10 protein-coding genes are annotated in these 15,687 nt (G+C 43.0%); 5 read left to right on the top strand and 5 right to left on the bottom strand.

Features of this window, described 5'->3' with window-relative positions:
- The first annotated feature begins 308 nt into the window (after positions 1-308).
- The 5 genes from EYR97_RS01800 to EYR97_RS01780 all read left to right on the top strand — a co-directional run bounded on the left by EYR97_RS01800 (position 309) and on the right by EYR97_RS01780 (position 10,385).
- On the top strand, positions 309-2,558 hold the full coding sequence (locus tag EYR97_RS01800; RefSeq protein ID WP_131092122.1) for an acyl-CoA dehydrogenase: 2,250 nt from the start codon (positions 309-311) through the stop codon (positions 2,556-2,558).
- Between the two features lie 274 nt (positions 2,559-2,832).
- Complete coding sequence (locus tag EYR97_RS01795; RefSeq protein WP_131092121.1) at positions 2,833-4,851, top strand: bifunctional diguanylate cyclase/phosphodiesterase; 2,019 nt, start codon at positions 2,833-2,835, stop codon at positions 4,849-4,851.
- Between the two features lie 5 nt (positions 4,852-4,856).
- A complete protein-coding gene (locus tag EYR97_RS01790) occupies positions 4,857-5,435 on the top strand; it encodes a thymidine kinase (protein ID WP_131092120.1) in 579 nt (192 codons plus the stop codon).
- Between the two features lie 416 nt (positions 5,436-5,851).
- Positions 5,852-8,755, top strand: a complete 2,904-nt coding sequence (locus tag EYR97_RS01785) for a TonB-dependent receptor (protein ID WP_131092119.1) — start codon at positions 5,852-5,854, stop codon at positions 8,753-8,755.
- Positions 8,756-8,882: 127 nt separating this feature from the next.
- The gene (locus EYR97_RS01780; protein WP_131092118.1) at positions 8,883-10,385 is read left to right on the top strand and encodes a tryptophan halogenase family protein; all 1,503 of its coding nucleotides are present in this window, start codon (positions 8,883-8,885) and stop codon (positions 10,383-10,385) included.
- Between the two features lie 86 nt (positions 10,386-10,471).
- Here EYR97_RS01780 and EYR97_RS01775 read toward each other — a convergent pair whose 3' ends face one another.
- The 5 genes from EYR97_RS01775 to EYR97_RS01755 all read right to left on the bottom strand — a co-directional run bounded on the left by EYR97_RS01775 (position 10,472) and on the right by EYR97_RS01755 (position 15,568).
- A complete protein-coding gene (locus tag EYR97_RS01775) occupies positions 10,472-11,497 on the bottom strand; it encodes a LacI family DNA-binding transcriptional regulator (RefSeq protein WP_131092117.1) in 1,026 nt (341 codons plus the stop codon).
- Positions 11,498-11,678: 181 nt separating this feature from the next.
- On the bottom strand, positions 11,679-12,308 hold the full coding sequence (gene upp, locus EYR97_RS01770; RefSeq protein ID WP_131092116.1) for a uracil phosphoribosyltransferase: 630 nt from the start codon (positions 12,306-12,308) through the stop codon (positions 11,679-11,681).
- Positions 12,309-12,366: 58 nt separating this feature from the next.
- Entirely contained in the window at positions 12,367-12,603 is a 237-nt protein-coding gene (locus EYR97_RS01765) for an XRE family transcriptional regulator (RefSeq protein WP_131092115.1), read from the bottom strand.
- 325 nt (positions 12,604-12,928) lie between these two features.
- Positions 12,929-13,420 carry a WbuC family cupin fold metalloprotein gene (locus EYR97_RS01760; RefSeq protein ID WP_242634841.1) on the bottom strand — a complete coding sequence of 164 codons (492 nt, stop codon included), beginning with the start codon at positions 13,418-13,420 and terminating at the stop codon, positions 12,929-12,931.
- Between the two features lie 87 nt (positions 13,421-13,507).
- Positions 13,508-15,568 carry a glycoside hydrolase family 97 protein gene (locus EYR97_RS01755; RefSeq protein ID WP_131092114.1) on the bottom strand — a complete coding sequence of 687 codons (2,061 nt, stop codon included), beginning with the start codon at positions 15,566-15,568 and terminating at the stop codon, positions 13,508-13,510.
- Between the last annotated feature and the right edge of the window lie 119 nt (positions 15,569-15,687).

Below are 15,687 nucleotides of genomic sequence, written 5' to 3'. Positions count from 1 at the left end.
ATTTCTCCTTTTTAATATACCCCAACTATAAAAGACTCTTGATTGAAATAAAATGTTATCTATTCACATATAGGTATGTTCTTAGGCTGATTTTGTTTAGCGAATCGGCATATCCCATCAAGTGCAGTTCATTAAAAAGACATTAAAAGCACAAAAAAAGTACACGCAATTAACAACTAACGCTCTCCCCCCTTTAAAACAACACCTTAAGCACATGAATAGTATAGAAATTTAACAAAATTTGATCGTTTTTAAAATCTGGTGTAGTATTAACTTATACAACTGGTCAGATGAGCGGATGAGTTTTCATGAGTATTAGAACTAGCTTAAAGAAAGTATTACCCCCAATTTCAATCACAGAACAAGAAGCCCTAGATGCGGGTGACGTGTGGATTGAGTCTTCTATTTATCAGGGTAAGCCTGACATGCAGGCACTGCGCGATATTCCTCAGGCAAAACTGAGTGCTGAAGAGCAAGCCTTCATGGACGGTCCAGTAACTGAATTGCTGAACATGGTCGATGATTTCGAGCTTGGCAATGGCAAACATATCCCTCAGGAAATTTTAGATTTCTTGGGTAAAAATCGTTTCTTCTCGATGATCATTCCTAAGAAATTTGGTGGTCTTGAATTTAGCCCTTACGCAAACTCCACAATCGTTGCAACGATCGCAGCGAAAAGCGGCGCTATTGCCGTTACTGTGATGGTGCCAAACTCGTTAGGCCCAGGTGAGCTTCTTATGCACTATGGTACCAACGAACAGCAAGATTACTGGCTTCCACGCCTTGCTGACGGCCGTGACATTCCTTGCTTCGCTCTAACGAGCCCAGAAGCAGGTTCAGATGCAGGCGCAATTCCTGATGCCGCAATCGTTACAAAAGGTGAGTTTAACGGTGAAGAAGTACTAGGTCTTCGAGTGAGCTGGGACAAGCGTTATATCACGCTTGCACCAATTGCCACGGTACTTGGTTTGGCATTTAAAGTATTCGACCCAGATCAGCTGCTTGGTGACAAACTAGAATTGGGTATTACTTGTGCCCTTCTACCTAAATCACATCCAGGTGTTGAGCTTGGTAACCGTCATGACCCAATGGGCGTTCGTTTCTACAACGGAACTACACGTGGTCAAGACGTATTCATCCCGATGGACTTCATTATCGGCGGCCAAAAGAACATTGGTCGCGGTTGGCAGATGCTAGTTAGCTGCCTAGGTGCAGGTCGTGGTATTTCACTTCCAGCAATGGGTGTGGCAACTGCGCAGTCTGCATTTAAAGGTACGGTTGAGTACTCGTTTGTACGTGAGCAGTTCGGTCTTCCAATTGGTCGCTTCGAAGGTATTCAAGAGAAGATGGCAGACATCGCTGGTAAAACATTCTTACTAGAAGCGATGCGTGTTTTAACCACTGAAGGCCTAGGCCTAGGTGTTAAGCCATCTGTTGTAACGGCTATCGCTAAATATCACATGACTGAGCTAGGTCGCGATGTAATGAACTCAGCAATGGATATCCAAGCGGGTAAGGCGATTCAGCGCGGTCCACAAAACACCTTAGCAGGCGGCTACGCAGCATTGCCTATCGCCATTACGGTGGAAGGTGCAAACATTCTAACGCGTAATCTAATGATCTTCGGTCAAGGTGCAATGCGTTGTCACCCCTATCTGAAAGATATGGTTGACCTCATCCACAGCAATGAAAGTTCTGCGGATAAAGAATTCAACAAGGTACTTCGCAAGACTGTCGGTTTCAGTGTGAAGAATGCGTTTCGCAGCTTAGGCAAAGGCTACCTTCCTTTCTTGCGTGAAAGCGAGTCTGCATTGCCAGAAGTTCGTAAATACGAGAAGCGCGTAAATAGCATTTCTGCAAAACTAGCACCACTTGCCGACTTGTCACTGGCGGTATTAGGTGGTGATCTTAAGAAAGCCGAGCTTCTGTCAGCGCGCCTAGGTGACGTAATGAGCTACCTGTACGGAGCAATGGCAGCAATACGTTTCTACGAGCAACGTATTGAAGACCGAAAACTAGCATTGCCGTATTTTGAATATGCAATGCAGTGGTCATTACAACAAGCTGATCAGGCGATTGTTAATTTCATCAACAACTTCCCGAACACAGCTACACGTGGTCTTATGCGTCTGCTAACAAACACGTATTCAAACAGTGTTCCTGGAATAAGCGATGACTTAGTTCGCGAGCTATCAATCGCTTCTATGCAAGACAACAGCGTAAAAGCGCAGCTTACTCATTTAGTGCGCGTTACTCCAGGTGATGGTAACGACATTAATGAGCAAGCATTTAAAGCTAAACACGCGGTAGCCCATTTGCTTGGTAAAGTGCAAAAAGCCCTTCGCAAAGAGCCTGTTGTTCCTTTCATTTCGTTTGAAAATGCATTGGCTAAATTACAAGAGAAAGGTGTGGTTAATGCTGATGAAGCGGCGAAACTTCACGACTACAACGAGAAGCGTAAGTTAGCGGTACGTGTTGACGAGTACACATTTGATATGGAATTGGTACCTGCTTCACAAACCTTGCATGCGGTAGACAGCGGAAAAAGCGCAGCCTAACAGCACATCGCAAAACCCAAGACTCAAAATGAATCAAAGCCCCAGCAAATTGCTGGGGCTTTTTCGTTTAAGGAAATAAAATTCTTCACACTTGCACCGCTGTTGACGTTGAAAACATTGCCAACACGTAATATAAAGTAAGTAGAGCAAGAAACGTGATAAACATGTCCATTTCATCAGCGCGATATTTCTGAGCTATGTTGCTCACCCGCAATAGACACACGTTTCAGTTTTAATGCAATAAGAGCAAAACATACAACTAGGTAGCTAAACCTTGCCATTTGAACAAATTACTGTTTCGACAACAGAATTAAAGCGTGATACTGCCAATATGCTGTTGGGAAATAGCTTTGTGGGCCTGTTGATGACAGTGTTTTCGTTTTCTGGGCTTGTATTTTTTTTCGATAACGCCAGTGAAAAGGTCACCCAACTTCAGCATCAAATTTGGATATTTATGATGCTTGTGAGTGTTTGTCGACTCGCTGACGCGCTTTATTGGAAGTTTAAACTGTCTAAGCTACCCTTCGAGCCAACCGCAGTAATCAATCGATTTTCAATTGGCCTATACATTACAGGTGCTATTTGGGGTTTTTATTCGGTACTGTTTTACTCCACAATGGATACTATCGAGTTAGCCGCCACTATGATCATTTTATCAGCGATGTCAGGCGGGGCGGGTACAGTATTATCCCCAAGTCGTGCTCTGGTCGCTTTTTATTGCACCGCTCTACTCGTGCCTATGTCCATTTGCGCCTTAACCGATTCCAACGGTGAGTTTTTTATTCTCGGCATTCTTGGCCTTGTTTTTTGGATTGGTATTTTTCTTAGCGCCCTTCGCTACAATCGCTTTTTTGTTAGTACGCTGCACCTAAAAGCGAAAAATAATAAACTGATTGAACAAATGCGCATCGAGCGCAGCGAAACCGAAAAGGTTAATCAGTTGCTATTAACAACGAATGGAAAGCTCGATGCGGCAAACGCTAATTTAGAAGCAGAAGTGGAAAGGCGCACAGAAGATCTATTTCGCTTGTCAAACCGCGACCCACTTACAAATTTACTTAATCGAAATGGATTCCTGAAGCATTTAAACCAACTGTTAGATACCACCAAAGTTCTACACAACTCGTTGGCTTTATTATTTATCGATTTAGACGGCTTTAAACAAGTAAATGACAGCTTGGGCCACAAAGTGGGCGATATTGTTCTCACAGAAATTGCCTCTCGATTACGGAATTATAGTGAAAAAAATCAGCTCGCTAGATGGGGAGGTGATGAATTTGTTGCCATTATACCCTATGCAACGGTAGATACCGCCAAGGCCGTAGCACATGCTATGCGAAGTGGTGTGACTATTCCTATCATGGCCAATGATAACCAGATTACGTTAGATGCCACCATTGGTATTGCTATGTACCCAGAACATGGTGAGTCTGCTGTAGATCTTATACAACAAGCCGACCTTACCATGTACGACCAAAAGCGCAAGCAACGCGGTTCGGTAGGTGTTTTTAACGAAACCCTGCACGAAGAGATAAAGCGTGACCAACGCTTATGTGAAAGACTGCGTTGTGCCATTAAGAACGGCGAACTAACGGTCTTTTATCAGCCCATTATTGATGTAAAAACCCGTAGTGTGTCTTCTGTTGAGGCACTTCTTAGGTGGAATTGCGATGGTGAGATGATACCGCCGGATATTTTTATTCCCCTTGCGGAGCGCAGTGGATTAATGCCAGAAATTGGTGCATGGGTGTTAAATCGAGCCATTATAGATTTATCACACTGGCAATTTGCGGACTCATTGTGTTTATCGGTAAACGTGTCGATTACTCAACTCCTTGACGACAGCTTCGTTAAAATTCTCGATAACGCCCTTTCTAGCACACCTGTTGCCCCAGAGCGTATATACCTTGAAGTAACTGAAAGTGTGTTTGCAAACAATGCGGAGCTTGTCACGCTTAGATTAAGTGAGCTCGTACAACGAAGGGTCAAAATCTCCATTGACGACTTTGGTACTGGTTATTCTTCATTGCACAGGCTTCAATCGATGCCTTTTGACTTTATCAAAATAGATCGGTCTTTTGTGCAGAATAGCTCTGAAGAGAGTGATACCATTATACGCGCAACACTTCTCATGGCGCGAGAGTTTAGTTGTAAGACCGTTGCAGAAGGAATAGAAACTAATGAACAGCTAGAACATCTAGCGGCGTTGGGTGCTGACTATCTGCAAGGTTATTACTTTGCCAAACCCATGAGCGCCAGCGATTTCATTTCTTGGTATAACGACAACTATTAAACACCATGGCACAACTATATTTTTACTACTCGGCAATGAATGCCGGTAAATCCACATCCCTACTTCAATCGGCCTATAATTACCGCGAACGCGGTATGCACTCCATTATTTACACTGCCGCACTCGATGATAGGTACGGCGTAGGTAAAGTTACCTCTCGTATTGGTTTACAAGCCGATGCTAAACTTTACGCCAAAGGCGACAACTTATTCCAGTCAATTAACAACGATTGTAAATCTAGAAAGTTAGATTGTGTTTTTATTGATGAGGCGCAATTTCTAACCAAAGAGCAAGTTAAGCAGTTAATAGATGTTGTCGACGAGTTGAAAGTCCCTGTGCTTGCTTACGGTCTTCGTACTGATTTCATGGGCGAGACTTTTGAAGGGAGTCACTATTTACTGGCTTGGGCTGACAAGCTTTCAGAACTTAAAACCGTATGCCATTGTGGTAGGAAAGCAAGCTTTGTGGTCAGGCTTGACGAAAATGGCCAAGCTGTTAAAAACGGCAACCAAGTGCAAATAGGCGGAAACGACACCTATGAGTCGTTGTGTAGAAAGCACTTTAAAGCATTGGTTTGGGACTAATTTTTTTACCTTAACTCGAACTGTACTAACCTAAGAAGCGCTGTTTTTCCGCATTAAGCGCTACGTGAAAACTCAATAAATCATTCAGTTGCTCTTCACGAGCAACTGAATAAAAATCCATGATACCCGCTGTTTACTTGAAATTTCAATACTAAACACACCCCCACGCGGTTAACAAAAAATTACAGCAACATTTTACCTTTATTTAACTTTCACATTCTCTTTACTCTTCAAGCATCCCAATTAAATGCATTAAGTAAGATTTAATAATACTAAAGAATAACCCTAAATATTATTTAAAAACTTTTTACTTAAACAATTAAGAAAAATCTTGCGAATATGAAAAATAGCGACTATTGTTAACTCGATGTAAAAACAAGACCTATGTTTAACACACATTTAGCAAGGTAAAACACATGAAACACACTGGTACGTTTAAGCCCGCAATCATTGCACTATCTATTACAGCTGCGCTGCAAGGCAATGTTGCTGTTGCGCAAGAAGCCTCAGCTGAAGAACAAGTTGAGATCATCCAAGTTTCCGGTATTCGCGGCTCGTTGATGCGCGCACAAGCCGTCAAAATGGATAATGACTCAATTGTTGAAGCAATTTCTGCAGAAGACATTGGTAAGCTTCCAGACTCATCTATTGCCGAATCACTTGCTCGCTTACCAGGCTTATCAGGTGAACGTGTTGGTGGCCGTACTTCTGGTATATCGGTTCGTGGTTTTAAAGAAGATTTTACAGGTACGTCTTTGAATGGCCGTGAGCTTATCGGTATTGGTGATAACCGTGGTGTTGAATACGACCTTTACCCTGCAGAAATCATGACAGGCGCAACCATTTACAAAACTGCTGATGCATCACTAATAGTTCAAGGTATTGGTGGTACTGTTGATTTACAAACCGTTCGCCCACTGTCTGCACAAGAAACGCTAACCGTTACTGGTGTCTATGAATTGGGTGGAAACGACTCTGACAACCCAGAGTTTGATAATTCGGGCAATCGTTTTGCATTGTCTTTCGTTGAAAAATTCGCTGATGACACGGTGGGTTTAGCACTTGCTATCGCATCAACAGAGTCGCCTAGAAACGAAAGAAAATATGGCGTATGGGGTTACGGTGAAAATGATGACGGTCAAGTACTTCCCTTTGGCCTAGATACCCAAGCAATCAGCCGCGTTCTTGAGCGCGACACCATATCAGCTATTTTGCAATGGCGTCCAACCGACAAATTGGACATTGTCATTGATGCACTTGATATCGATTACGCCGACTCTGGTGTAATTCGTGGATTTATCGAACCCTTTGCCTCTGCAAATGTGACAGGTACAGGAATAAATAACACTGGTACTCAAGTAAATGCAAATCCCGTTTTACGTACTGATCCTGCGCAAAAAGACGGTGAATTGCAATCATTTGGTCTTAACATTCGTTATGACATTAACGACGAATGGTCAATGACTCTTGACGTCGCAGACAGTAGTTCAAGCAAGCGAGATTTACGTGGTGAGTCATATGCAGGCTTGGCTCGTTCAGGTGCACTTGGCAACGATGAGCTTGGCTCACGTCAATTCCAAATGAGTTCTGACGGTATTTTCTTCACTGGAAGTAACGGCCTCGACGCATTCTCTGACCCTGCGCTATTGCAACTGGCAGGGCCTCAAGTTTGGGGTGGTGGTATGGCGAATATTGCCGACCAGTTCACCACTACGGCATTACAAGCAAACGGTCAACCCTACAGCTACTTCAACGCACAAGACGGCTTCCTCAATTTTGCTGACTTCGAAGAAGAACTTACAACAGCGCGCTTCGAAGTTACGGGGTTTGTTGATTGGAGTATATTCAACACGTTCACCGCTGGTGTTAACTACAGCGACCGATACAAAGCAAAAGACAACAAAGGTTTCTTTGCCACAGCATCTTCGTATCCGTTTTCTGAATCGATACCGTCACAGTATTTATACAACGGTTTGGCAGACCTTACTTGGGCAGGTATGGGTTATGTAGTAGCATACGACGGCTTCGCGCCATACAACGATGGTGAATATACACTTAACGATGCGGGCCTACTTGAGCCAGACCGTTTAGGTGATACTTATACGATTGACGAAGAAGTTCTCACCCTATATGCCCAGCTAGATTTTGAAACCGAAGTTGGTGGTTTTAATGTCAAAGGTAATGTAGGAGCTCAATATGTCGATACTGACCAAAGTTCTACAGGTTACATTGGTATTGTGGGTGATAACTTTGCGGTTTGTGATGATGATGGCAACAAGGTTGTTGATGCTGACTGTATCATTACAGATGGCGATAGCTACTCGCACTTCCTACCTAGCTTAAACGTGAGCGTAGAGCTAACTGAAAGTCGCTATTTACGCTTGGGCGCATCGAAAACAATTAGTCGTGCTCGTGTTGACCAAATGAAGGCTTCGGGTTTTGTCAAATTCGACCAGAACATCGATTTGATTGCTACGCCTAATACCCAAGCGGCTGTTGAGGCTTATGGTTCTCCTTGGTCTAAATTTACAGGAAACCCAACACTTCGCCCACTTGAAGCGAACAACTTCGACATTTCATTTGAGAATTATTTTGAAGACGAAGGTTATGTGTCAGTTGCCCTGTTCTACAAAGATCTTGTTAACTGGACTCGTGACGGTAATCAGTTAATTGATTTCACCAACGACCCAACCAATGATGGTGCTAACTACTTCATTCCTGGCTTCCATGACAGAATCATTGACGTAGACGGTAACTATGGCCCTGAAGATACGCCATATCAAGTAGGCGACTTAGTGACACCACCTGACTTAGGTTATTACTCATTTTTCGAAGATGGCCTTAAAGGTAGCATGAAAGGTGTGGAACTTACCGCTAACATTCCACTACGCATGCTTGCAGATGCGCTAGATGGCTTTGGTATTGCGGCGTCAGCGACCATTTTAGATGCAGAGCTTGAAGATGGCACCGCAATTCCTGGTCAGTCAGATAATACTTACAGTATTACAGCCTACTATGAAATGAATGGCTTTGAGTTCAGGGTAGCGGCGACCGACCGTTCTGAGTTCTTGACGTATCAACGTGGCGGCTCGAACAAAATTGAAGCGGCAACACGTGATGCAGTAACTCAGGTGGATGCGCAAATTAGCTACGATTTCGCAGACAGTGGTATTGAGTATTTAGAAGGTCTTCGTATTTCATTACAAGGTGTTAACCTAACGGACGAAAAAGAAGAAACCATTGACGATAATGGCATTGTAACATTGCGCCGAGAGTTTGGCCCATCTTACATGCTTAACCTGAACTACGCCTTCTACTAAGAGAGAAGCATGTAGGCGTCACCCAATGGGTGGCGCCTATTAATACTTCACTTTTTACCAGTTCGCACATAATCTAAGGTTTAATCCTTACTATTCAATTACGTATTTTCCAATAATCGAGTTCTGCATGACACAACCACTTCGTATTGTCATTGCTGGTGGTGGTACCGCTGGATGGATGGCAGCTAACCTTTTCGCCAATATTTGGAAAAACTCACCGGTCGAAATTAGCCTTATTGAGTCTGAAGATATCGGTACAATAGGTGTAGGTGAAGGCTCAACACCCACGCTAAAACGCTTTTTTCAAACCTTATCTATTGCAGAGCATGAATGGATGCCACAATGCCAAGCAACGTATAAGGTCAATATCAAATTTAATGGTTGGAATGGCGATGTCCACGCATCCTATTCTCACCCATTTATTAGTCAATTAGATGTCTTTAGTGAGCGAGCTTTTCATATTAACGCCCTCACACGTCGCTTAGGTCTTAATGTAGAGACGCGACCTGAAAAATTTCTAATGGCAGGGTATTTGGCCAAAAAACAGTTGGCCCCCATCCCCTCTCACAACTTTCCTTTTGCCATTGAATACGGGTACCACTTTGATTCAATGAAGCTCGGTCAGTTTTTGCGTAACTTTGGCAAGAAACTCGGTGTGAAGCATATCATTGGTAACATAGAATCAGTAGAAACCCATGCCAATGGTGAGATCTCAGCACTAACCTGTACAGATGGACGCCGTATAGAAGGCAATCTCTTTGTCGACTGTACGGGGTTTAACAGCCTACTTTTACAAAAAACACTGGGCGTTAAGTTTAATGCATTCGGCAAAAATTTATTCAATGACGCTGCCGTTGTTCTGCCTACTGCCCCCTTGCAAACAATGCCAGTAGAAACTGAATCTACTGCAATGTCGAATGGATGGTGCTGGCAAATACCGCTTCGCAATAGAACGGGAAATGGTTATGTCTACAGTCAGCAATATCAAAGTAAGGAAGATGCTGAGCGAGAGTTACGTCAGCGGCTAAACCTACTCGACTGTGATGTAGAAGCGAAGCATCTAAAAATGCGGGTTGGGCAATGCGAAAAACACTGGCATAAGAACTGTTTGGCCCTTGGGTTAGCGCAGGGTTTTATTGAGCCCTTAGAGGCAACTGCACTGCATTTAGTGCAAGTTAGCATAGAAATGTTTATCGACACCTTCACAAAAGGTCATTTCTCCGCACAATATCAAGATACGTATAATAAAGATATTAGCGAAAGATTTGAGCGCATTAGGGACTACATTGTATGTCACTATAAACTCAACGGTAAAAGAGACAGCCAATATTGGGTAGATAACCGCGATAACATGCATCTTTCAGAATCGCTATTAAGCTTGTTAGACGTGTGGTATCGCAAAGGCGACATTGTAGAAGAGATAAAACGTCAAGGCATTGGAAAGCACTTTAGTACCACATCGTGGCACTGTTTATTGGCAGGCTACGGCGTGTTTCCCCCTATAGCACTTCAACAACCGGACTCACTTAAAGAAAAGGGAGATCTGTTTGAAGAGAACAAACTTGCCTCATTTTTTAGTCGCTGTTCTTTGAACTTTGAAAAACAAAAGCTGTTGTTTCAAATAGCATAATGGATAATAGGTTTACCGCTTTTTATATTATCAATTGAAGTATGCGCTATTCAGGAATGTTAACGCATACTTCGTTAAGACTCACCTTAAATGGTTTCCCCTTCTCTTAGCTCAAAAGGCAACATCGTTTTCTCTTCCATGTCGTTAAGTAGCGCCTGTGCAGCTTGTACACCTTTCTCTGCGCTTGACTGGCACACGGTTGTCAATCTGGGGCGTGTACGCTCAGCTTCTTCGATGCCATCAAACCCAGTAATTTTCATATCCAACGGCACATTTATTCCCATTTCCAATGCCATATGAAGTAACTCAAGAGCGATGATGTCACTCATGCAAAGCACCACATTAGGCCTTGGTGAACTAGTCAATACTTCTTTGGCCGCTTGCCTCGCGAAACTTCTGCCGCTCTCAGGAAGATGCCATATACGCTCTTTGCTAATTGCTACATTCTTTTCTTTAGCTGCACGCATATAACCGTCTAGGCGGCGGTGAGAAATAGAGCTTTCTACGCCAATAAGGGGGCTGTCATATACTCTGCATGTTGATGGAGAGTCAATAAGTCGCAAGCCCAAAATAGCAACACTGTCACCTTCGTTAAGCGCACTAGAAGCTACCTGATAAGCCGCGTCCTCATTATCAATATTGATTGAAGGCTTGTTGTCGATGTCAAAATCAACCGTCACCACAGGTTTAGGTGAAACCGCTAACTCATCAATAAGCTTGTTATTACGCGGGGCACCGTAGCAAATGAAGCCGTCAACAAAATCCACCACATCTAAAATACTTTTTGAATCACCAGCATAAAGCAATAGATGCTTGCCTTGTTCTTGTAACGCTGAAGAAACACCTTTAATAAACGTACTGGCTACTGGATCACTAACCATATAAGCAATACTGTCTGCCAGTACAAGTGCAACAATGTTTGAGGTCCCTTTTCTTAAGATCTGTGCGGCCTTATTTGGACCGCTGTAACCAATTTTCTTGCACTGAGATAATATTTCTTCGCGCTTGGCTTGAGACAATTGATCAGGGCGGTTGAAAGCATTGGAGATAGTGGCAGTCGACACACCTAACTGCGCAGCAACGTCTTTAAGGGTAAGTTTTGTTTTCTTCATTGTTATAGGCTCATTACACGAAACTAAAAACACATTCCGTCTGCATACGACAGACGGTCAACATAAGTGGAGGCCGTCTGTGAACTATAACATTACCTTAAACGTTTAACCTATGATATTTAGTCAAGTTTGCGACTAGCGGCTAAATCGAATAAAAAAAGAACAGCGAATTTAAGAAGCTTTAACGCGTGCCAAAAATTTTGTCACCGGCATCGCCTAAACCTGGCAGAATATAGCCCTTTTCATTGAGACGTTTATCAATTGCAGCAGTAAAAATTTCTACATCAGGATGTGCGTCAACCACAGCGCGAATTCCTTCTGGCGCAGCCACCAAGAACAATCCCATAATTTTCCTGCATCCCTTTTTCTTTAGCAAATCTATGGTAGCGATAAGGGTGCCGCCTGTGGCGAGCATAGGGTCAACAATTAAGGCAGTGCGTTCATCGATATTCTTTACGACTTTGTCAAAATACGCTACGGGTTGCAGGGTTTCTTCATCACGATACAGTCCCACCACACTGATTTTTGCATTAGGTATTAGCTCTAAAACACCTTCAAGCATGCCAAGGCCAGCGCGCAGAATAGGCACTACTGTGATTTTTTTACCTTTGATTTGCTTTACTTCTACGTCATCGCCTGACCAGCTTTTAATGATCGCGCGCTCAGTGGGCAAATTACGTGTTGCTTCGTAGGTAAGTAAATTTCCTACCTCTGAAGCCAATTCGCGAAAATCCTTGCTACTTATTTTTGCGTAGCGCATTAAGCCTAGCTTATGTGCAATGAGGGGGTGCGTTATCTCGTGAACAGCCATGGTTGACTCCTTAATTACATTTCCTACAGTCTACCTTGTTCTTCGCTGCCTTTGAAATTTAAGACACCGCTTTTTCGCCCACGCGCAGTGTGCCACCATCAGGTAAAGTAACTTCTATTTTTAAGCTCCCACCCACAGCAGCCAAATAAGCAGCTGCACGATGTAACGAAACATCCTGAATACGCTTAGATTCTAACTTGCTAACACCTGACGCTGTCACCGACAAGGCCATGGCCACTACTTCTTGCTTTACTCTGTGTTGCTTTCTAATTTCACCTAATGTGATTTCTTTCATTGTTCTTTACCGAGAATTTAGGGCATTAAAAAGCCCAGTTGGTTAATACCTTCTGGGCTTTGCAAAACGTTTTATGTTGTGCCCAGAAGCCAATATTTGCCCCTGAACACCAATGGTCAGGTGCAATCAGTAATTAAAATTGTAAAAATAGCCTGTTGAAACGTTTAGCATAATTATTCTCTTCTGCACATTATGTGATTGTATTTGTATGTAGATACTATGAGTTGAGATATAAGGGAAAATCCGACAACATCTCTTCACTTATCCTTTACCATACCACCAAAGTTAGCAATAGCAACTACTTTCCAAGTTGGAAAGCAACCTTTTATACAGATACAACATCACCCGTGCTTGCTTGCTTCAACTTGGCAAGAAATACTGGCACATCAGCATCCCCTTCTTGTGGTGCCCAATCCGCAAAGCCTTTGTCATCGATTACTTCATAGGGGCCTTGTTTTACTTCCATAAAAACAACCGGCTCGTTGCACACGGTGGCGTGCCAAACATTGGGCGGTATTTCGACTCCTTGGCAATATCCATTGCTGCAAAGTGAAATTCTTTCGGTTACTACACCCTTGCTGTCAAAGAAAATGAGATCTAAGGCACCTTCTAACACCATAAAAAACTCCCATTTATGCTCTTGAACGTGTCGATGGGGCCTAACGTAGGAGTCGGGCATCATAGCAATGAAAAGGCGTTGTACCTTGTCCGAGTATGATTGATGAATATTGAGGTTAGCACGACGACGTGGACTATTTTCTGCTTCTTCTATCAGGTCAGAAAACATTGTTTTGTCAAACCGTTTGATATTGTTCAATCACAACTCCTTTAAAGTATCAGCGCATTGACGGATAACCTAATGTTACACGAAACAATGCGCTGTACGTACGTCCGATGTGAAAAATTACGGTAATGCCTTGAAGCGAACTGCAGCGCCTCCCGAAGCAGCAAGATGCAATGACAATGTGTCAGTTGTCGTTACCTTTTTGTGTTCAATGGTTAAGGCATAGGGGTTGGTTTCCCAATGAGCATCTTTGCCATCAACGTATATCTGAGCTTCGTACTTTTTGTCTTTGTCCAAAAAGTCTAAAGGAATAGTTAGGTCAATAGCATTTTCATCGGTTATTGCCCCAACAAACCAATCATCTGCAGAATACCCTTTGTGAGCACGAGCTTTACGGGCCATGACAATAAAGTCGCCCACTTCGCCTTGTAGCGCAATGCTCTCAGACCAATCAGTAGGTACATCTTTAATGAACTGGAATGCATCGGGCTTTGCTTCATAATTTTTGGGTAAATCGGTCGCCATTTGAATTGGGCTGTAAAGCACCACATATTGTGCTAACTGTTTCGCAATAGTGGTTTGAGGACGCATAACGTTACTTTTACCCCATTCAACACCACCATCGTTTTTCCGAATGTAATCAAAATTAAAAATGCCCGGTGTAAAATCCATTGGCCCTGCTAACATACGTGTAAACGCCAGCATTGGGATGTGCTCAGGAGGGTTAGGCGCCGCCCAACCAGAATTGTACTCTTGCCCGCGCGCACTTTCTCGTGAGATCCAATTAGGGTAAGTACGACGTAGCCCCGTATCTTTTACAGACTCATGCGTGTTTATAGACAATTGATACTTAGCGGCAGTTTTCACATTGTGAATAAAGTGGTTTACCACCCGTTGGCTATCAGTAAATTCATAACGCATAAGATTGTTGTCATCGCGCACTTTTAAGTTTTGACCGTGGGCAACGTAACCTGTTTTAATTTGTGAAACGCCTACCTTTTGATAAAGCGCAAATCCTTCTTCCATTTGGGCCTCATAATTTGTTATTCCACCCGATGTTTCATGATGGCCAATCAGCTTAACGCCTTTCTCTTTGCCGTATTGAGTAACCTTTTCAAGGTCAAAATCAGGGTAGCTTTGGGTAAAAGAGAAGAGTTCAGAGTTAGCAATCCAATCACCATCCCAACCAATATTCCATCCTTCCACTAACACACCGTCAAAGCCGTGTTCTGCGGCGAAATCCATATAGCGTAGTGTATTTTCAGTTGTAGCGCCGTGTTTATCACCAGAGCCCCAAGTGAAGTCATCAATATGCATTCCCCACCAAATACCCACGTATTTTCCCGGTTCAATCCAACTTACATCACCTAATTTATTCGGTTCATTGAGATTAAGCGCAATGTACGAATTGACCAAATCCGTCGCTTTATCACCAATGGTCACCGTTCGCCATGGGGTCGTAAATGGCCCATTTTTGTGTACTAATGAGCCATCATGTCTAGGCGCAAGTGCAGCAGAGAATCGCCCTAATTCTTGTTTATCTAGACTCATGCCAGCGTAGTCAACAAGAGCAGCCTCGTGAATTGCCACATGCACACCATTATCATACTTAACAGTAAATGGCGTATGCGCTTTATAGACTTCTTGTAATGGTGTAGTGCGGTATAAGTATTCATAACGCTCTCTACCATGCGCAGGGATCCAATATGCAGTGGCTTTGTGCGAATCAACAAAGTTAAACTCAGTTAGCTCTCTTGTGATAACCCGTTTATCTTGGCTTGGCACTTCATAGCGAAAGCCGACACCATCATCAAATACCCTGGCGCGCACTAAAAAGGTGTTTTGAGAGTCCGTTTCACTTACAAACTGTACCAGTAACTCATTGTGATGATCGCGAATAAGAGTCTGCTCACCCCATGGCTGAGCCCACGTGTTATCTACGCTATTGCGACTCACCTCTTTTACTGTGAAATCTCGATACATGGGAGCAGCTTCTGCAAAAGTGAAACCCAGTTTCCCCTCTCCTAAAACAGGCTTTCCCTCAAAATCAATACGATATTGCGCAATATTATTGGTATCAGTAAAAGTGAGCGAAAGTTGTTTATTAGGAGATTTAACCGTGACTTCATTTGCTTCAGTGACAAAAGAAACCCAAAATAACAGTATCAGTAGAGCTCGCATGAGTTGCCTCTCAAATTGTTAATATGGTGTTAGTATCAATCATATTAGACATTTTGCAAGCATTTTTCTAAATCGATTAAGAAGAATTTTTAATTAATCAAAAAATGCCCCTAAAGCAA

Origin of the sequence: Alteromonas sp. KUL42 (assembly GCF_006538325.1) — a bacterium.
Classification (GTDB): domain Bacteria; phylum Pseudomonadota; class Gammaproteobacteria; order Enterobacterales; family Alteromonadaceae; genus Alteromonas.
This window is presented reverse-complemented; position numbering and strand designations above follow the sequence as displayed.